Genomic DNA, 18,280 nt, shown 5'->3' with positions numbered 1-18,280 from the left:
CAAACAATTCCTCCTAACAATTGAGAGGGATTACTATTCGCGCTAAATTTACATTCTTTACAATTTGCCGTTACGGGTTTTGCAAGGCTATTCGTCTCCCGACTTTTTAACAAAGTTTTACACGATCAATAAGAATCAATACCATTGGCACCCTTCTCTTGTTCAGGTATCGCGCCATGCTGCTGCACATTCCCGGCTTGTTCTCCCGTGAAGAAGTCCAGCGCATCCGTGAGGCGTTGATAGCGACAGAGTGGGCCGACGGCAAAATCACCGCCGGGTATCAGTCCGCCAAAGCCAAGCACAACTTGCAATTGCCCGAAGGTCACCCGCTGGCCAAGGAAATCGGCGCGGCGATGATTGAGCGCTTGTGGCAAAACCCGTTGTTCATGTCGGCGGCCTTGCCGCACAAAGTGTTCCCGCCGCTGATCAACTGCTACACCGGGGGCGGAAGTTTCGACTTTCATATCGACAACGCGGTGCGCCAGCCCAAGGGCAGCCCGGAGCGGGTGCGCACGGACCTGTCGGCTACCCTGTTTTTCAGTGACCCGCAGGACTACGACGGCGGGGAGCTGGTGATCCAGGACACCTACGGTGTGCAGCAGGTCAAGTTCCCGGCGGGGGATATGGTGCTGTACCCCGGCACCAGTTTGCACAAGGTCAACGCGGTGACCCGCGGCGCCCGTTTTGCCTCGTTTTTCTGGACCCAAAGCCTGGTCCGTGAAGACAGCCAGCGCACCTTGCTGTTCGAGATGGACAACGCCATTCAGCAATTGACACGCGATGTGCCCGATCACCCGTCACTGATTCAACTCACCGGCACCTACCACAACCTGTTGCGCCGCTGGGTTGAGGTGTAAGCCATGAGCTTTCAATTACGCCGCGAAGAACTGCTCAGCGGCGAGCAACTGCAAAGCATGCTCGCTGAGAACCCGGCCCGTGCCGCACAAGCCATTTTGATGGCTGCCAAGCAAGGCATCCTTGAAGGGCAAGCGCTGCTCGGCCAGATCCTGCTGGAAGGGCAGGGCATTGAGCGCGATGTGCCGCTGGCCTTTCGCTGGTTCGCCATTGCCGCCAACGGCGGACACTTGATGGCGCGCAACATGCTCGGGCGCTGCCTTGAACATGGCTGGGGGTGCGAGCTGGATGAGCGCGCGGCCGCCAGCCATTACCGCCTGGCTGCTCAGGGCGGGCTTGATTGGGGGCTGTACAACTACGCCAACTTGCTGGCGACCGGGCGCGGTGTGGCGCAAGACCAGTACGCAGCGTTTGCGCTGTACCGCGAAGCCGCGCATTTGGGCCACGCCAAGTCGATGAACTTGCTGGGGCGCTACCTTGAAGACGGTCGTTATTGCCCGGCAGACCCGCAGGCCGCGCGCCAATGGTATGAACGCTCCGCCCATGCCGGTGATTTTCGCGGGCAGTTCAGCCACGCCGCCGTGCTGGCCGAGCGCGGTGATGTAGAGGGTGCACTGGTCTGGCTGGAGCGTGCCCAGGCCATCGGCAACCTGAAGTTTTTGCGGGTCAGCCGCGTCGCGTTGCTTGAGGCCAAAGAGCCGGCCATTCGGGCGATGGGTGAGGTGTATCAAGCGCGAATCAACACCTTGCAGCAGGCGGTGTGACACCCATCGGCGGCACCTTCAGGCCATAAAAAATCTCCCCGGAGGCCAATCCGGGGAGGTTTTTCTGTAAGGCTTACAGGTAGAACGACTTCAGCGGCGGGAAGCCATTGAACTCAACAGCGCTGTAACTGGTGGTGTAGGCGCCGGTCGACAACCAGTACAGGCGATCACCGATGGCCAGGTTGAGTGGCAGGCCGTATTTGTAGTTTTCGTACATGATGTCGGCGCTGTCGCAGGTAGGACCGGCGATGACCACTTCTTCCATTTCGCCTTTCTTTTCAGTCCAGATCGGGAACTTGATGGCTTCGTCCATGGTTTCGATCAAACCAGAGAATTTGCCGACATCGGTGTATACCCAACGCTCAACAGCGGTGCGCGACTTGCGGGCGACCAGGACCACTTCACTGACCAGAATCCCGGCGTTGGCGATCAACGAACGGCCCGGCTCCAGAATGATTTCTGGCAGGTCGTCACCAAAGTCTTCTTTCAGGAAGCGGATGATTTCTTCGGCGTAAGTTTCCAGGCTGTTGGTACGGGTGATGTAGTTGGCCGGGAAGCCGCCACCCATGTTGATCAGTTTGAGCACGATGCCGTCTTCTTCTTTGAGGCGCTCGAAGATCACTTTGACTTTGGCGATGGCCGCGTCCCAGACGCTGATGTCGCGCTGCTGCGAACCCACGTGGAACGAAATACCGTAAGGCACCAGGCCCAGGTCGCGGGCCAGAATCAGCAGGTCCATGGCCATGTCGGTCTGGCAGCCGAACTTGCGCGACAGCGGCCAGTCAGCCGTGGTCGAGCCTTCAGTGAGGATGCGCACGTAGACTTTGGAACCCGGTGCGGCCTTGGCAATGTTGCGCAGGTCGGCTTCGGAGTCGGTCGAAAACAGGCGCACGCCTTTTTCGTAGAAGTAGCGGATGTCTTTGGATTTTTTGATGGTGTTGCCGTAGCTGATGCGATCCGCCGTCACGCCCTGGGCCATCACTTTGTCCAGCTCGTAAATCGAAGCGATGTCGAAGCTCGAGCCTTTGTCGCGCAACAGGTTGATGATTTCAACGGCCGGGTTGGCCTTGACCGCGTAGTACACCTTGGCGAATTCGAAACCTGCACGCAGGTCGTCGTAAGCCTGGCTGATCATGGCGGTGTCGATCACCACGAACGGGGTTTCTTGGGTGTCAGCGAACGCCTTCATTTTTTGGAAGGTTTCGCGCGCGAAATATTCTTCGACCTGAATCGACATACGTAGGGACTCCTAGTGGCAAACGTCATAAATCAATGGGTGCAAATGAACATCCTCCGTATCCCCACTTTGGTTCGCCTACTTCCCAAGGCATGTCCGCCGAAAGCTTGCTCTCTCGTCGTCAGTACTTGAGCCGGATGGATCGTTTCCAGCATGGATGTTCGGCGCGAACTTTAGGGCGTGACTGCGCTGAGATCAACTAAAAATGTCGCATTTTTATAAGCCTTCGTCGGGTCGCCAAAGTGAGCTATTTAAGTAACCGACCTTGATGACGGTGTGATGTTCCCACCGTGGCTTTTTTGCCCGTTGCCCAATAGGCGAAGCCCGCCATAGGGCGGGCTTCGGTAGTTGCACATTGAAGCGTGGCTTACCTGGGGGGAAGGATCGGGCCAGACCTCAAAATGCAGTACTCAGGGTCAACGACAGGCTGCGCGGATCACCATAAATGGCGCCTGCATAGAAGCCGTATCGGGTGTAGTAGGTTTTGTCGAAGAGGTTGTTGGCATTCAGGGTCACGGCCGTGTCATCGGTAAGGTCGTATTTGGCCATTGCGCTCCAGATGGCATAACCCGCCCAGGTCACGTCGGTAGGGCCGCGGCTCACACCGTTGGTGGGAATGCCTGCCGGGGTGGACGTGGCGCGAATGCTGGTTTGCGCGGTGACGCCGGTGCCCACGGTCAGGCGATCAAGTGCACCCGACAAGCGATAGGTGGTCGAGGCCTTGAACAAGTGCGACGGGTCACTTTGGCCGTCGGCGTTGAGACGGCGGAAGTGCAGGTAGGTGTAGCCACCGTAGACATTCCAGTTGGGCGTCAATGCGCCGGAGACTTCGAGGTCGATACCTTCGGTCTCTACGCCAGTGCCCGTGGTGTATGCCTGGTTACCGGTGGGCGTGGTATTGGCGCCATCGGTCACCGCCTTGTTTTCCTGGCGGGTCAGGAAGTAGGCCGCTTGCGCATTGACCTGGCCGTCGAACCATTCACCTTTAATACCGGTTTCGTAGCTCTGACCGCGAATCGGCTCGATCTTGTTGCCGTTGGCGTTTTCTTCGCTTTGCGGGCTGAAGATGTCGGTGTAGCTGGCGTACAGCGAGTAGGTGTCGTTGAGGTCATACACCGCGCCCAGGTAAGGCGTGACGATGCCGTTTTGCTGTTGATTGCTGCGCGCACCGTTAGTCGACAACGTGGTGCTGCTGTAATCGCTGATGCGCGCGCCGAGGATTACCGACAACGGGTCGGTAATGCTCAGGCGGGTGGCCGCATACATGCCTTGCAGGCGGGTGGTGGTTTTGGTGTGCAGGCCGGTTTTGTAGGCGTTGATCCGGTAGTCGCTGTCCACCCCGTTGTGCCAGTCGGTAATCGGGAAGCCGTTGTTGGCGCGGAACTGGCAGCCCAATGCGCTGGCGCTGGTGCGGTCATCGCTGACCATGTTGCAACGGTACTGCGGCGACCAGGCAACGGTGCGGCTGTCGTTATAGCCGAACATGGCCTGATGGGTACGGCCGAACAGGCTGAATGGGCCGGTTACATCGACTTGTGCCGATTGCTGGGTGGTGTCGGTGGAGCTGTGCAAACCATTGAGCACGGCGCCGGTGCCATCCTGGTTCCAGTAGCCGCCGAATGCGCCGCCGCCTTTGGAGTTAACCTTGGCCAGTCCACGGTGATTCAAGGCTTCAGTGGTGCTTTGCGAGGCTTTGACGTTGAGCGTCCAGTCATTGTCAAAACGATGCTCTAGCGAGCCGAACGCCGTACGCGTGGTGTATTCGCCAAAACTCCAGCTCGGCACCACGTTGGTGCTGCGCGGCAAGTGGGTTTTACTGCCATCGCCGTACCAGATCGGGATGTTCGCGCCCCAACCGCCGCCGACGTTCTTGTAGTACTCGTATTGATAGCCGGCGCCCAGGGTTGTGGCGTCGGTCAGGTCAAATTCAAAGTTGGCCAGCGCGGCCCGCGAACGGTCGGACTGATGGTCGCGGAAAGAGTTGGAGTCTTCTTGGGTCATGACCAGGCGCGAGCGCAAGCGGCCATCTTCTGACAAGGGCACGTTGAGGTCAGCGCCCAGGCGCCGTTTGTCCCAGCTGCCATAGGTGGCGTAAGCACGGCCGCCAAACTCGAAACCGGGGCGTTTGCGCATCAGGTTGACGGTGGCCGACGGATCGCCGGTGCCGCCCAGCAGGCCATTGGCGCCGCGAACGATGTCGATACGTTCGTACATGTCCATGTTCAGCGAGTTGCCGGCGCCGCTGAAGTCCGAGCCGCCCGGGAACTGCAGGCCGTCGGTTTTCCAGTTGGTAATCGGATAGCCGCGTGCCCGGTACTCGGTGCGCCCGCCCACTTCCGACTTGCTCATGGTGATGCCGGGTGCACTGTCCAGCGCTTGCTCGATATTGGTGATCTGGCGGTCGGCCATTTGTTCCTGGGTGATGGTGGTGACCGACTGCGGCGTCTGGCGCGGGGTGAGTTTCATGCCCGTCGAGCTGGTGGTGCTCTTGACGGTGTAACCCAGTTGGCCGCTGCTTTCATCGGCGGTGGGCTGGGTGCCCTGGACATTCAGGGTGTCGAGTTCCAGCGACGCGGCGCCAACCTGTTGGCTGGCCATGCCGAGCATTGCACTGATGCCCATGGCGACCATGATTGCGACAGGGCTGCGGGGTGCTGAAAGGCGAGAAGGGGTGCTTAACATCAATGGTCGTGCTGAGAGGTCCGTCATCATGCCCTGCGTTGTCATTGGTAATACTTCGTATTTGCAGATAATGTTTGGTAGCATTTTAGGCATCGCGCCGTCAGGCACTATTACGGATATGTCTGGATGTGTAATGGAATGTAATGAACGGTACATTTTGCCTACCCCCAAACCGCTTCCAGACGCCAAGACGCTGCTGGTGGTGGATGACGATGATGAAATTCGCGAGTTGTTGTGCGACTACCTGAGTGAGAACGGCGATCAGGTGCTGGCCGCCGCCGATGGCCTGGAGATGTGGGCGCACCTTGAGCGCCAGGCTGTCGATTTGGTGGTGCTGGACGTCATGCTTCCGGGCGAAGACGGCCTCAGCCTGTGCCGCCAGTTGCAGTCGCGCCCCGGCCTGAGCGTGATCATGCTGTCGGCCAAAGGCTCAGCGCTGGATCGCATCATTGGCCTGGAGGTGGGCGCCGATGATTACTTGACCAAGCCTTTCGAGCCCCGTGAGCTGGTGGCCAGAATCAAGGCGGTGATGCGCCGGCAAATACGGGCCGAGCCCGTCGTGGATCGCCCGGTCACCACCCAGCGCGAGTTCGCCGGTTATCGTCTCGATGATGTAAAGCGCCTGCTGCACACCCCGGATGGACAGGCCCTGACCTTGCCGCGCTCCGATTTCAGGGTGTTGCGTGATTTGCTCCAGGCCCGTGAGCAGGTGCTGTCCCGCGATCAATTAACGCTGAGTGCAATGGGCCGTGAATACGCGCCCGACGATCGCTCGATCGACATGTGCATCAGCCGCCTGCGCCAGCATTTCAAGGACGGGCCCGTGCAGATCGTGACCGTGCGCAATGAAGGCTACCTGTTGAGCGTCTCCAGCCCTGAAGCGGCGGTTTAGCCCGGTGCGCGACCTGCTGTTGAAGGGGTTGAGGCGCCTGTGGCCGAAAACCTTGTTTGGCCAACTGACGCTGATTCTGGTCAGCGGCACGCTGGCCATTCAATTGTTGTCGAGCAGCATCTGGTTCGACGTGCGTTATGCACAGGTGCTCGAAGCCCCGGTCCGGTTAATGGCCAGCCGCACCGCACCACTGATTGACCAGCCCGGTTGTTTGCCGGGGCAGCCGCAGACAGCCCCGGCCAATTACACGGTCACGTGCCTGGCCGCGAAACCCGATAGCCAACCTGAGAACGACCGTGCTGCCCGACGCACAGCGCTGCTGTTGAAGCAGGCGCTGGCGTATGAATTGGGGCAAGAGCCCACGGTTGAAATGATCGAGGTCGACCTCACCGATGCCGAGGGCCAGCCGCTGGTCTGGCGTAGCCTGTTTGGCCTGCAAACGGCCACGGCGCACATCGACTTCGCGGTGCCGCTGGCCGACGGTCATTGGTTGAGTATCGAGGGGCACGAGTTGCAGGGCTGGAGCGGCGAGTCGGCGTGGGCGTTGATTGCCGACTACATTCTGCGGGTCTATGTGGTGCGCATTATCGGCGTGATCGGGATGTGCTGGCTGGCGGTGCGGCTGTGCCTGCGTCCGCTTAAACGGCTGAGTGATGCCGCCAATGCGCTGGGCGATAACCTGGATCAGAAGCCGTTGGCGGTTGAGGGGCCGCTGGAGGTTCGCCAGGCCGCCCAGACCTTTAACGCCATGCAAAAACAGATTGTCGCGATGGTCAATGACCAGAGCTTTTTTCTTGCGGCGGTGTCTCACGACCTGCGCACGCCATTAACCCGCATGCGCTTGCGCATCGAGCGGTTGAGTGATGTTGATCAGCGTGAGCGCTTGAAGCAGAACATCTACCAGATGGACAAGATGATTACCCAGGTACTCGTCTATTTGCAGAGCGCCAACCAGCACACGTGCCAGTTCATTGATGTCGACAGTGTTTTGCGCAACCTGTGCGCAGAGTTGTCGACCCCCGCCGAGCCGTTGCCCATCTGCGGCCGGGGCGGGATGATCTACGCCAACGGCGTGCTGTTGCACCGTTGCTTGCAGAACTTGCTGGTAAACGCACAAGCCTATGCCCGCGACATCACCCTTGAGGTCGAGCGCTCGTCTAACGGCGTGACGTTGCGCATCAACGATCGCGGGCCGGGCATCGCGCCAGCGGTGTTGCAGTCGATCACCGACCCGTTCGTGCGCGCCGATCACTCGCGCAACGATCAGTCCGGTGGTTTTGGTTTGGGCCTGAGTATCGCCAAGCGCATTGCTGTCAGCCACAAGGGCAGCCTGACGCTGAGCAATCGTGAAGGGGGCGGTTTAAGCGCCTGTGTGTTCTTGCCCGCTCAGTGAGGGCGGTGCGATGTTTCACACTTCATGAACCGAGCCGCCACGGTTTGGCCCTTGCAGCAAAATTTGAGGGCCCTAGCATGGGCTGACCATTAGAAGGAGCAGCCTCATGTTCGCGGGATTTCAAACAGCTCAGCGCCAGGTCAATGGCGTTCACATTGCCTACCGTATCGGCGGCAGCGGGCCGGGGTTGTTGTTGATCCATGGTCACCCGCAAACGCATGTCATCTGGCACAAAGTCGCTGAGCAATTGGCGGAGCACTTCACAGTGGTCGCGGCCGACTTGCGCGGTTACGGCGACAGCGAAAAGCCCGCAGCAGTGGCCGATCACAGCAACTACAGCAAGCGTGAAATGGCCCGCGATTCGCTGGCGTTGATGCACAGCCTGGGGTTTGAGCAGTTCTCGGTACTGGCCCATGATCGCGGTGCCCGTGTGGCCCATCGTCTGGCGCTGGATCACCCGCAGGCCGTCAGCCGTTTGGTGATGCTCGACATCGCGCCGACGCTGGCAATGTATGCGCAGACCGACGAAGCCTTTGCCCGGGCTTACTGGCACTGGTTCTTTTTGATTCGCCCGGCACCGCTGCCGGAGCGCCTGATCGAAGCCGACCCCGAGCAGTACCTGTTGAGCGTGATGGGCAGTCGCAGCGCCGGCTTGCAGCCGTTTACGGCGCCTGCGCTGGCCGAATACGTGCGCTGCATTCAATTGCCGGGTACGGCGCGGGGGATCTGCGAGGACTACCGCGCCAGCGCCAGCATTGACCTTGAGCATGACCGCGAAGACATCGACGCCGGTCGCCACCTGAACCTGCCAGTGTTGGTGCTGTGGGGCGCGCAAGGGACGGTCGGGCGCTGTTTCGACCCGCTGGCCGAATGGCAGAAAGTCGCAACCGATGTGCGTGGCCAGGCGTTACCGTGCGGGCACTACATTGGCGAGGAAGTCCCCCAATTGCTGCTTGAGCACGTGCTGCCTTTTTTGCGCTGAGCTATTCTCTGCATTCTTGTCGCCACGCGTTCATGACCATGCCGCCCAAAAAAGACACTGCGCCGTTGCCTGAAGACCTGCGGGTGTTCCTTACGGTTGTGCGCAAGGGTGGCTTTGCTGCGGCGGCAGAAGAGCTGGGATTGTCCCCGGCCTATGTCAGCAAACGTATCCAGATCCTTGAAACCACCCTTGGCAGCCGCTTGCTGCACCGCACCAGTCGACGTGTCGCCCTGACCGACGACGGTGAGCGGGTGCAGCGCTGGGCGGTGCGCATCCTTGATGATGTTCAGCAATTGCAGGACGAACTGTCCGATGCGCATACCGCGCCCCGTGGCCGTTTGCACCTGTGCAGCAGCTTTGGCTTTGGTCGCAACCATGTCGCGCCGGCCATTTCGTTACTGGCCGAGCAGTACCCGGAACTGGAAATCCGCCTCGATGTGTTTGATCGCGTGGTGGACATTGTGCATGAAGGGTTCGACCTGGAAATCCATGTGGGCGATGACATTGCCGGTCAACACATCGGCCGTCGTCTGGTCACCAACAACCGCGTACTGTGCGCCTCGCCCGACTACCTCAAGCGCCGGGGCGTGCCTGAGTCGCTGCAAGATTTGCAGCAGCACGATTGCCTTGTGCTAAAAGAGCGCGACAACGCATTTGGTATCTGGCAACTGCAAGGCCCGGAAGGTGAAGCCAGCGTGAGGGTCAGCGGGCCGCTGTCTTCCAACAGCGGCGAAATCGTTTTGCAGTGGGCACTGGATGGGCGCGGTGTGTTGCTGCGCTCGATGTGGGATGTAAAGCCGCTGCTGGACCAAGGGCGTCTGGTGCAGGTGCTGGCCGACTACCGGCAAAGCGCTGACGTATGGGCGGTGTACCCGACGCGGCTGGCCAACTCCGGCAAATTGCGGGTGTGTGTGGAGTTTTTGCAGGCATACCTGCGACAACTCTCCACCTCGTAGGAGCGAGCTTGTCTCGCGATCTTTTGATCTTTAAAAGATCGCGAGACAAGCTCGCTCCTACAGGGGGCTGGGGTGAGGGCGCTTTTCAGCGCAACCAGGGATTAGCCTGCAAATGCCGCTGCTCAAATTCGCGAATCTGTGTACTGCGCTGCAAGGTGCTGCCTATCGCATCCAGCCCCTTTAACAGCGCGGTTTTACGCAGGTCGTCGATCTTGAATTCAATCACTGAACCCTCCGCCAGGCGGATGCTTTGCGTGATCAGGTCTATCGTGATTTCAGCCGTTTGGGGCTGGCTGATGAGTCGGCCCAGCGCCTGCACCAATACGTCTTCCAGGGTGATCACCAGCACGCCGTTACGCTGGCAGTTGTCATAGAAAATCCCGGCGAAACTGCTGCCAATCAGTGCGCGGATACCCAACTGTTTCAAGCCCCAGACCGCATGCTCGCGGCTGGAACCACAGCCGAAGTTCGGCCCGGTGACCAGAAAACGTGCGTCTTGCCACGCGGGCTGGTTGAGGATGAACTCAGGGTTTGGCTCGCCCGAGGGCAGAAAGCGCAGATCGAAAAACACGCCGCGGTCCAGCCCGTTGCGATCAATACCTTTAAGAAACTGCTTGGGCATGATCACGTCGGTGTCGATATTGGCGGCGAGCAGGGGCGCGGCCTTGCCGCTGACGGTGGTGAACGGTTGCATGCTCAGAGTCTCCCGGCAAGTTGGCGAACGTCAGTGAGGTGGCCGGTAATGGCGGCCGCCGCGACCATGGCCGGGCTCATCAGGTGGGTGCGTGCCCCGGCGCCCTGGCGGCCTTCGAAGTTGCGGTTGGTGCTGGAGGCGCAGCGGTCGCCGGGGGCGAGCACGTCATCGTTCATGGCCAGGCACATCGAGCAGCCAGACTGGCGCCACTCAAATCCAGCCTCGATAAAGATCGCCGCCAAGCCTTCCGCTTCTGCCTGATCGCGTACTTGGGTGGAGCCAGGAACAATCATGGCGCGTACATGGGCTGCGACCTTGTGGCCGCGCACCACGTGGGCCGCGTCGCGTAAATCTTCAATCCGGGCGTTGGTGCAGGAACCGATAAAGGCGTGGCTGATGACCACCTCGTTCAGCGCCATGCCGGGCTCCAGGCCCATGTAGCTCAAGGCGCGACGCATGTCCTGGCGCAAAATCAGATCGCTGACGCCCTGCGGGTCAGGCACGGTGCTGCCAATGGTGGCGGCCTGGTCGGGGCTGGTGCCCCAGGTGACCATGGGCTGCAACTCAGTGGCGTCCAGGTGCACTTCTTGATCGAACTGTGCGCCGGGGTCGCTGTACAGCAAGCGCCAGCGGGCCACGGCGCGTTCCCATTGTTCGCCTTGCGGGGCACGCGGCTTGAGTTGCAGGTAGGTGAACACTTTGTCATCGGGGGCCATAAAGGCGCCGCGAGCACCGGCTTCGACGGCCATGTTGCAGATGGTCATGCGCGCTTCGACGCTCAGCGCCTCAATGGTCGAACCGGCAAACTCAATGGCATAACCGCTGGCGCCGGAGGCACCGATCTTGCCAATCAGGGCCATGATCACGTCTTTGGAGGTCAGCCCTGTACCCAGTTCGCCCTCAACAGTGACACGCATGCTTTTCAGGCGTTTATACACCAGGGTCTGGGTGGCCAGCAGGTGCTCGATTTCCGAGGTGCCGATGCCGAATCCAAACGCCCCCAATGCGCCGTAGGTGGTGGTGTGGCTGTCACCGGCGGCGATCACCATGCCGGGCAAGATAAACCCTTGTTCCGGGGCGATGACGTGTTCGATGCCCTGGCGCTTGTCGAGCACATCAAACAGCTCGATGGCGAACTTTTCGCAGTTCTGTTGCAGGTACGACACCTGCAACGCGCCGCCGGCATCGGCCATGGCGGCAACGCGCAACGGCGCGGTCGGGTTCACATGGTCAACCACCGCCAGTGCGGTTTGCGGGCGCCACACATCACGCCCGGCCTCGCGCAAACCGCTGAAGGCTTGCGGGCTGGTGTATTCGTTAATGACCTGACGGTCGATGTAGAGCAAAACATGCCCTTGGTCATCGAGCGCGCACACGGTGTGCGCATCGATGTGCTTGTCATAGAGGGTTTTGGCGTGGGTCATGGGGCAGGCTCGCAGCGAAAGGCATGCGAGCCATCATAAGGACGGGCAGTGCACCATCAATGGCCAGGCAGTGATGGCTCAGATCATGATTCGTGTTGGATGCAAAAAATTGTTGTGGCGCGTGAGCTGTTTTGAAACGGCTAGGGGCTAATTGATTTTTGTGTCACTTCAACCAACTCCTCACCGTCCTTTAGTGCAGCGTCTGGAGCGCTGACAGAACTGCAAAGGCAGATAAGTTAAAATCATATTCACTTTAATTATAGATAACTGTCAGTTCTTACAGGTGTTTGTATTGGTTAAAGCCGCCAAGCTGTCGCAAGTTGTTCTTCGCGCCATTTAGCGTGTTTGCATTTAATCACCTTAAGGTACTGATAATGACAAGATTATTACTGGTAGTTTTAACAGTTTTATTAACAGCGTGCGCCAGCCATGAAGGTGTTAAAACGTCGACGCCTGCTGGGGCATACCAACACTTGAATCGTTTAGGTGAAGAAACCGCAGCGGCATTGACCGAACGTTACAACAACCCGGTCAGTGCATGTCGGCCGCACAATCCCTCCGCCGCATTTGAATGTTCAGGTGTCATCATCAGGGGGACGTCGCCTTCGACCCAGTATCATGCCTGGAACCCCAATCCCAGTGGTAACGAGGTATCGTTCTCGTATTTGCGCAAAGACACAAAGTTTACAAATTTCTACCTGTATAAGAATGGGTTTATCTTATATCCGCGCCTGCTTGCACCTGAAGGTAAAGTCAGTGTGTCCATTTTGTGTTTCTTTCCCCGGGATGGGGCGACGAATGCAAGGGAGGATCAGGGATGCGGTCAAAGTCCAAATCGGCCAACCAGCCGGGAGTGCCAGGTACAAGGTATTAATACGGCTGAACGATGGGTCGAACATTACAATCAATATGGCAGTTATGGCGAAATGTGCGGTTTTAATGTGCGTGAAGCATTAGGTGAAAATGCAACGATTGCGTTTACCGAAGGGCTTAAAGCTCAGCGTTTGGTATTCAACCCTCAACTCTCTAGTCACAATGAGCTGAGAGTCGCCAAGTGGGATCAGGACATAGGTGATGTATTACCACTTCAAGCGTTCTTTTATCTGGACAGTTCAGGCAAGGCTGGCGCGCAATATGACCAACAGGATTTTTTGAAGGAGACGGGCATTCTGGTTCCGATCATTCTCATTAGCTTGCCGGCCAATGACGCGGATCCAGCGACTTTCCGATTTATTCCCGAAGACCAAGCGCCGAGCCTGCACACCCAACGGTGAGTTTATGGCCCGGGTCATGGGTCAGGCTCGCAGCGAAAGGCATGCGAGCCATCATCAGGACGGGCCATGCACCTTCAATGGCCCGGTACTCAGCCTAGAAAACCTGCCAGGACACCGTGCTTGTCATGGCGACCCGCACATACGATGCGCCTCTTGGGCGAGAGCGCCATACCTTGCTTTGATGAGGTATGGACGAACGTACCGGTGGATGCCAGACCCTTCTGGCCAAAGCTGTTGTCCGGGGTACCGTCTGACAGATAGCGGCCAATCATCCCCTGCGGCGCAGGATCTGACGCGGCTCTATAGCCCGCGATGACCAACTTTGCATCGGGCTGGCAAACGATCTGATGACACTGAAGAGGGGATATTGCCGGGAAAGTGATAATCACGGGTTTTGCCTGATTGAACGCTGTATCCAGCTGCCCCTTGAAGGTTATCCCGACCATCATGCCGTGACTGATATTCGGGTCAGTCCTCAAACTTGTGCTACCGATACTGACCAGGCCGGTGGGTGTTTCGACAAGACTGAACTGCAAGTACGTTTTGTCTTCATACGCCAGTGTGAGAACGCCTTGGTCTGCAAAATCGGGCACCAAAACGCCCTGGCTATCAAAGCAGGCAATAAACACATCGTTATTCAGTACGCTGCTGAAAACAACGAGGCGACCGTTCTTCAGCATCAGCACGCCTCCGGGCGATGTCGATTGTCCATGATGTTGAAATTTACGCACGCCGCGTTCGGCAAAGCGCTCATCCAGTGTGCCGTTAGGCATTAACTTTGTTATGTAAGTTGTCCAGAGGCCATTTAAACTTTTGCCATACACCATGAAGATACTTTTGTCTGGAGAAACACAGGCAGAGTTGAACATATAGGATTCATTTTCAAGCGGCTCAGGTACTGCAAAGACCCCTTGTTCAGCAAATGTCTTGTCAACAGCACCATCCTTCTTCACACAGATCAGTGCAGGCACTGGTTTGACGGAATTTATCAAAAAGTGCCCCCATAACAGCGTGCGATTATCAGACATCAACGCGAGCCCGGAGGCTACGTTACGGTGGCCTTGCTTAAACACGCACTCAACCAGGCCTTCGACACCAAATGTGCGATCCATCGCGCCATCGTTTGTCAGGCGCGCAATGCCCATGACAGTACTGTTGTCTGGAGTATTTGCTGCCCATGTCGCCAGAAACCTGTTGTCCGGTGTGGCCACCACGCAACTTGAAGTGCCGGTTGTCAGGTGCGAGGAATTAATAACGGCAATGCCTTCTTTGCCAAAGTGTGTATCCGCAGCGCCAGAATTATCGGCTTTAATTAGAGATGAAATACTCATGATGTTTTGCCCCTCTCAACGCATTGTTTATTTTAGTGTGATGGTCTTGTTGTGTGCGCGTTCGAGTTAATAGGGTTTTAAAATAATTACTACTGTTAGAAATAACAGTTTTGATATTGATTTATTATGGTCGGCTTAGTTTTAATAGCGACGATGTCAAATAACGCTGAAACGTCGAGCTGGTTGTAGCCGCTAACGCGCAACGAGGCTGTGATGCGGGTCGCAGGACCGCCCCCCACAGTGCTGTGGCAGCGCTGTGAGGGGGGACAAATGGCAGGGGTTAAGCGGAGGCTATTTCAGCCGGTGAAACGATGCTGGTTTTGGCCCCGCGTGAACGGCCCGAGCTCAGGTAGGCGGCGATCGATTCCTGGGTCACTTCACCGAGGAACACACGCTCGGCATCCATCACCGGCAACCATGAGCGGTTGAACTCGTACATGCGCGACAGCAGGATGCGCAAGTGTTCGTCGTAGGCCGCGGTGGCGTTGAATTCACGCAGGAATTGGCCGCAGGTGCCGGTCTGACGGTGCAGGTCGCGACGACGGACATAACCCAGTGCCTTGTTGTCGGCGTCGGTGACGACGACATAGCGGCGGTCGAGTTCGTCCATCAGGTCCAGTGCTTCGGCCACTGGCGTTTCCGGGCTCACCGACGGTGCGTTGTCAGCCGCATCTTCGGCCTTGACCAGCAGCAAGCGCTTGAGCGTGCTGTCCTGGCCGACAAAGTTGCTGACAAAGTCGTCGGCCGGGTGCGCGAGCAGGGTGTCCGGGTGGTCCATCTGCAGCAGCTTGCCGCCTCGGAAGATGGCGATCTTGTCGCCCAGCTTGATGGCTTCGTCGATGTCGTGGCTGACCATGATCACGGTCTTGTTCAGCGCGCGCTGCATCTCGAAGAATTCGTTCTGGATCATTTCGCGGTTGATCGGGTCGACCGCACCGAACGGCTCGTCCATCAACAGCAGCGGTGCGTCGGCCGCGAGGGCGCGGATCACGCCGATACGCTGTTGCTGACCACCCGACAGTTCACGCGGGTAGCGGTGCAGGTACTGCTTGGGTTCCAGCTTGATCATGCTCATCAGTTCGCGGGCACGGTCATGGCACTTTTGTTTGTCCCAGCCCAGCAGGCGCGGCACCACGGTGATGTTTTCTTCGATGGTCATGTTCGGGAACAGACCGATCTGCTGAATCACGTAACCAATGTTGCGGCGCAGCGTCACTGCGTCGAGGTCGGTGGTGTCTTCGCCGTTGATCAAAATCTTGCCGGAGGTCGGTTTGATCAGGCGGTTGATCATTTTCAACGTGGTGCTTTTGCCGCAACCCGATGGGCCGAGGAATACGCAGATTTCGCCTTCGTTGACGGTCAGGCTTACCGAGTCCACGGCCTTAACGTCTTTGCCGTTGCTTTGGAAGGTCTTGCTGAGGTTTTGAAGTTCGATCATTTCAGTAATCCTTTTGGAGTCAACGAGCGTTGCAGCCATTGCAGAAGCAGGTCAGCGACGATGGCCAGAACACTGACCAGGACCGCGCCGACGATCAGCATCGACATGTCGCTGCGGCTGATTGCAGCCAGAATAAGTACACCCAGACCGCCAGCACCGATGGTGGCGGCGATGGTCATGACACCGATGTTCATCACCACGGCGGTGCGCACACCGGCCAGAATCACCGGCACAGCGATGGGCAGTTCAACCATGCGCAGGCGCTGGCCGAAGGTCATGCCGATGCCGCGTGCGGCTTCACGAATACCTGGCTCAACGCCGGTGAGGGCGAGGTAGGTGTTGCGCATGATCGGCAGCAGCGAATACAGGAACACGGCGGTAATGGCGGGCATCGGGCCCAGGCCCTGGCCGAATTTCGAGTAAAACGGCAGCAACAGACCAAACAGCGCAATCGACGGAATGGTCAGCATCACCGTGGCGCTGGCTTGCATGGGGCCTGCCAGCGACGGGAAGCGGGTCATCAGCACGCCCAAGGGCACGCCGACCACAATGGCCAGGGTGACGGCAATACCGACCAGAGTGATGTGCTGCCATGTCAGGTGTGCGACCAGTGACCAGTCCATGTGGGAAAAGGCGTTTAGAAATTCCATGTCTTCTCCTCAGTTGAGTGGATGTTGGCGCAGAAAGTCTGCGGCGACTTTGGACGGGCTTTCGTGGTCAACGTCGACCCGGGCGTTGAGCTGGCGCATGGTTTCGTCGTCCAGCAGATCAGCCAGCGGCTTGAGTTGCGCTTCGAGCTCCGGGTGCGCGTCGAGGAAGGCTTTACGCACCACCGGCGCGGCGGTGTAGTCCGGGAAGTAATGCAGGTCGTCGTCGAGCAACTTGAGGTTGAATGCGCTCAAGCGACCGTCAGTGGTGTACACCAGCCCTGCAAACACCTGGCCGTTTTTAAGGGCGGTGTAGACCAGGCCTGCGTCCATCTGGCGAATGTTTTTGCGCGTCAGGTCCATGTCGTACAGCTTGACCATGCCTTGCAAACCGTCGGAGCGGTTGGCGAACTCGGTATCGAGTGCCACCAGGGCGTTTTTGTTTTCCGGGTCACGCAGCGCTTTGTCCAGATCGCTGATGGTGTTGATGTCCGGGAACTTTTCAGCCACGTTTTGTGGCAACGCCAGCGCATAGGTGTTGCTGAACTTGGACGGGTGCAGCCAGATCAGGCCCTTTTTCGCATCGACTTCTTTCACGCGGTCGTAGGCGTGATCTTTGTCGAGCTTCTCGGTGATGTGGTTGTAGGCCACCAGCGACACACCGGTGTATTCCCACACCATGTCCAGTTGCCCGGTTTCATGGGCGCTGCGTGCCAGGCTGCTGCCCAGACCGCCGGTTACCTGGGCGTTATAGCCCTTGCTGTTGAGGTACTGGGCGGTGATTTCTGCGAGCAGGGTTTGCTCGGTAAACACCCGCGCACCAATACGGATGGTGGGTTTTTCTGCGGCCTGAACAATTCCTGCGAACAGCAGGATGCAGCCTAATATCAAGCTAATTTTCTTCATGATTATTCCTTTCCTCAGCCCGACCTATGAAGGTCGCAGACCGCGTTCCAACCAGCGGCGGCTGATGAGTATCACCAGGCCGTCGAGCAGCAATGCCAACAGCGCGGTACACGCTGCGCCAAGGATCAATTGCGGCTGATTGTTGAGGGCAATGCCAGGGAAAATCAGACTGCCCAGGCTGTTGGCGCCAATCAGGAAGGCCAGCGGCGCAGTACCGACGTTAATCGCCAGTGCAACCCGCACGCCGCCCATGATGATGGGCACGGCATTGGGCAATTCGACGCGCCACAGCACTTGGCGCGGGGTCATGCCGATACCGACAGCGGCTTCTTTGAGTGAGGCAGGAACGTTTTTCAGGCCTTCGTAGGTGTTGCGCACAATGGGCAGCAACGAGGCGAGAAACAGCGCGAAGATAGCAGGCCCACTGCCGATCCCCAGAAAACCCAGGGCAATGGCCAGTACTGCAAGCGGTGGAACGGTGTTACCGATGTTGAAGACCTGCATGAAACGTTCGGCATGCCCGACCATGTTCGGTCGGCTTAACGCAATGCCAGCGGGTATCCCTACAAGGAGGGCGATAAACATTGAAGCGAGTACGAGGTACAGGTGGGCTTGCAGGTAGAACAACAGATCATCTTGATAGTGTTCGATAGTGCTTATGCCGATCCAGTGGACCAACAGGGCCAGGACCGCGATCACAACCGCGCATCCTATAAGCCCTTTACCATAGCGATTAGCCATAGGCGGACTCCTTTTTTTTCAGTCGGCGGACACATTCCCGTGTGGCAAGGCCATTTATGGCTGC

16 protein-coding genes are annotated in these 18,280 nt (G+C 58.2%); 7 read left to right on the top strand and 9 right to left on the bottom strand.

Annotated elements, in window-relative coordinates:
* The first annotated feature begins 176 nt into the window (after positions 1-176).
* Positions 177-857 (top strand): Fe2+-dependent dioxygenase, encoded by a 681-nt coding sequence (locus GHO25_RS00900; RefSeq protein WP_048367292.1) that lies wholly within the window; start codon positions 177-179, stop codon positions 855-857.
* Between the two features lie 3 nt (positions 858-860).
* Positions 861-1,619 (top strand): tetratricopeptide repeat protein, encoded by a 759-nt coding sequence (locus tag GHO25_RS00895; RefSeq protein WP_048367289.1) that lies wholly within the window; start codon positions 861-863, stop codon positions 1,617-1,619.
* Between the two features lie 73 nt (positions 1,620-1,692).
* Here GHO25_RS00895 and GHO25_RS00890 read toward each other — a convergent pair whose 3' ends face one another.
* A complete protein-coding gene (locus GHO25_RS00890) occupies positions 1,693-2,856 on the bottom strand; it encodes a type III PLP-dependent enzyme (protein ID WP_153331743.1) in 1,164 nt (387 codons plus the stop codon).
* Between the two features lie 396 nt (positions 2,857-3,252).
* Complete coding sequence (locus GHO25_RS00885; RefSeq protein ID WP_305977942.1) at positions 3,253-5,538, bottom strand: TonB-dependent siderophore receptor; 2,286 nt, start codon at positions 5,536-5,538, stop codon at positions 3,253-3,255.
* Between the two features lie 133 nt (positions 5,539-5,671).
* Here GHO25_RS00885 and GHO25_RS00880 point away from each other — a divergent pair, with 133 nt between their 5' ends.
* The 4 genes from GHO25_RS00880 (at position 5,672) to GHO25_RS00865 (ending at position 9,761) form a co-directional block, all read left to right on the top strand.
* Positions 5,672-6,430 (top strand): response regulator, encoded by a 759-nt coding sequence (locus tag GHO25_RS00880; protein WP_153389599.1) that lies wholly within the window; start codon positions 5,672-5,674, stop codon positions 6,428-6,430.
* 19 nt (positions 6,431-6,449) lie between these two features.
* Positions 6,450-7,823, top strand: coding sequence for an ATP-binding protein (locus GHO25_RS00875; protein ID WP_153389625.1), 1,374 nt, complete (start codon positions 6,450-6,452; stop codon positions 7,821-7,823).
* 106 nt (positions 7,824-7,929) lie between these two features.
* Positions 7,930-8,805, top strand: a complete 876-nt coding sequence (locus tag GHO25_RS00870; protein ID WP_048367278.1) for an alpha/beta fold hydrolase — start codon at positions 7,930-7,932, stop codon at positions 8,803-8,805.
* A gap of 38 nt (positions 8,806-8,843) precedes the next feature.
* Positions 8,844-9,761 carry a LysR substrate-binding domain-containing protein gene (locus tag GHO25_RS00865; RefSeq protein ID WP_178109931.1) on the top strand — a complete coding sequence of 306 codons (918 nt, stop codon included), beginning with the start codon at positions 8,844-8,846 and terminating at the stop codon, positions 9,759-9,761.
* 85 nt (positions 9,762-9,846) lie between these two features.
* Here GHO25_RS00865 and leuD read toward each other — a convergent pair whose 3' ends face one another.
* Positions 9,847-10,461, bottom strand: a complete 615-nt coding sequence (gene leuD / locus GHO25_RS00860; RefSeq protein WP_153389597.1) for a 3-isopropylmalate dehydratase small subunit — start codon at positions 10,459-10,461, stop codon at positions 9,847-9,849.
* The gene (gene leuC / locus GHO25_RS00855; protein ID WP_153389596.1) at positions 10,458-11,879 is read right to left on the bottom strand and encodes a 3-isopropylmalate dehydratase large subunit; all 1,422 of its coding nucleotides are present in this window, start codon (positions 11,877-11,879) and stop codon (positions 10,458-10,460) included. The genes leuD and leuC overlap by 4 nt, the downstream gene beginning before the upstream one ends.
* A gap of 374 nt (positions 11,880-12,253) precedes the next feature.
* On the opposite strand from leuC, the gene GHO25_RS00850 reads away from it, so the two are divergent.
* Complete coding sequence (locus tag GHO25_RS00850; protein WP_153389595.1) at positions 12,254-13,153, top strand: hypothetical protein; 900 nt, start codon at positions 12,254-12,256, stop codon at positions 13,151-13,153.
* A gap of 89 nt (positions 13,154-13,242) precedes the next feature.
* Here the strand turns inward: GHO25_RS00850 and GHO25_RS00845 are convergent, their stop codons facing one another.
* The 5 genes from GHO25_RS00845 to GHO25_RS00825 form a co-directional block, all read right to left on the bottom strand.
* Positions 13,243-14,484 (bottom strand): hypothetical protein, encoded by a 1,242-nt coding sequence (locus GHO25_RS00845; RefSeq protein WP_082148617.1) that lies wholly within the window; start codon positions 14,482-14,484, stop codon positions 13,243-13,245.
* Positions 14,485-14,764: 280 nt separating this feature from the next.
* On the bottom strand, positions 14,765-15,922 hold the full coding sequence (locus GHO25_RS00840; RefSeq protein WP_048367267.1) for a betaine/proline/choline family ABC transporter ATP-binding protein: 1,158 nt from the start codon (positions 15,920-15,922) through the stop codon (positions 14,765-14,767).
* The gene (locus GHO25_RS00835; protein WP_048367265.1) at positions 15,919-16,572 is read right to left on the bottom strand and encodes an ABC transporter permease; all 654 of its coding nucleotides are present in this window, start codon (positions 16,570-16,572) and stop codon (positions 15,919-15,921) included. Before GHO25_RS00835 ends, GHO25_RS00840 begins: the two co-directional genes overlap by 4 nt.
* A gap of 9 nt (positions 16,573-16,581) precedes the next feature.
* Complete coding sequence (locus GHO25_RS00830) at positions 16,582-17,475, bottom strand: glycine betaine ABC transporter substrate-binding protein (protein WP_153328542.1); 894 nt, start codon at positions 17,473-17,475, stop codon at positions 16,582-16,584.
* Positions 17,476-17,499: 24 nt separating this feature from the next.
* Positions 17,500-18,216, bottom strand: a complete 717-nt coding sequence (locus tag GHO25_RS00825) for an ABC transporter permease (protein ID WP_048367262.1) — start codon at positions 18,214-18,216, stop codon at positions 17,500-17,502.
* Between the last annotated feature and the right edge of the window lie 64 nt (positions 18,217-18,280).

The sequence above is a fragment of the Pseudomonas sp. FSL R10-1350 genome, from assembly GCF_009600525.1.
Classification (GTDB): domain Bacteria; phylum Pseudomonadota; class Gammaproteobacteria; order Pseudomonadales; family Pseudomonadaceae; genus Aquipseudomonas; species Aquipseudomonas helleri.
The sequence above is the reverse complement of the archived record's forward strand: the minus strand, read 5'-3'. Positions and strand labels throughout refer to the sequence as shown.

Bases quoted from the DNA above. Each gene is read 5' to 3' on its own strand.
- GHO25_RS00900 (WP_048367292.1), top strand. From the start codon at position 177: ATGCTGCTGCACATTCCCGGCTTGTTCTCCCGTGAAGAAGTCCAGCGC.
- GHO25_RS00895 (WP_048367289.1), top strand. From the start codon at position 861: ATGAGCTTTCAATTACGCCGCGAAGAACTGCTCAGCGGCGAGCAACTG.
- GHO25_RS00890 (WP_153331743.1), bottom strand. From the start codon at position 2,856: ATGTCGATTCAGGTCGAAGAATATTTCGCGCGCGAAACCTTCCAAAAA.
- GHO25_RS00885 (WP_305977942.1), bottom strand. From the start codon at position 5,538: ATGTTAAGCACCCCTTCTCGCCTTTCAGCACCCCGCAGCCCTGTCGCA.
- GHO25_RS00880 (WP_153389599.1), top strand. From the start codon at position 5,672: ATGGAATGTAATGAACGGTACATTTTGCCTACCCCCAAACCGCTTCCA.
- GHO25_RS00870 (WP_048367278.1), top strand. From the start codon at position 7,930: ATGTTCGCGGGATTTCAAACAGCTCAGCGCCAGGTCAATGGCGTTCAC.
- GHO25_RS00865 (WP_178109931.1), top strand. From the start codon at position 8,844: ATGCCGCCCAAAAAAGACACTGCGCCGTTGCCTGAAGACCTGCGGGTG.
- leuC (WP_153389596.1), bottom strand. From the start codon at position 11,879: ATGACCCACGCCAAAACCCTCTATGACAAGCACATCGATGCGCACACC.
- GHO25_RS00850 (WP_153389595.1), top strand. From the start codon at position 12,254: ATGACAAGATTATTACTGGTAGTTTTAACAGTTTTATTAACAGCGTGC.
- GHO25_RS00845 (WP_082148617.1), bottom strand. From the start codon at position 14,484: ATGAGTATTTCATCTCTAATTAAAGCCGATAATTCTGGCGCTGCGGAT.
- GHO25_RS00840 (WP_048367267.1), bottom strand. From the start codon at position 15,922: ATGATCGAACTTCAAAACCTCAGCAAGACCTTCCAAAGCAACGGCAAA.
- GHO25_RS00835 (WP_048367265.1), bottom strand. From the start codon at position 16,572: ATGGAATTTCTAAACGCCTTTTCCCACATGGACTGGTCACTGGTCGCA.
- GHO25_RS00830 (WP_153328542.1), bottom strand. From the start codon at position 17,475: ATGAAGAAAATTAGCTTGATATTAGGCTGCATCCTGCTGTTCGCAGGA.
- GHO25_RS00825 (WP_048367262.1), bottom strand. From the start codon at position 18,216: ATGGCTAATCGCTATGGTAAAGGGCTTATAGGATGCGCGGTTGTGATC.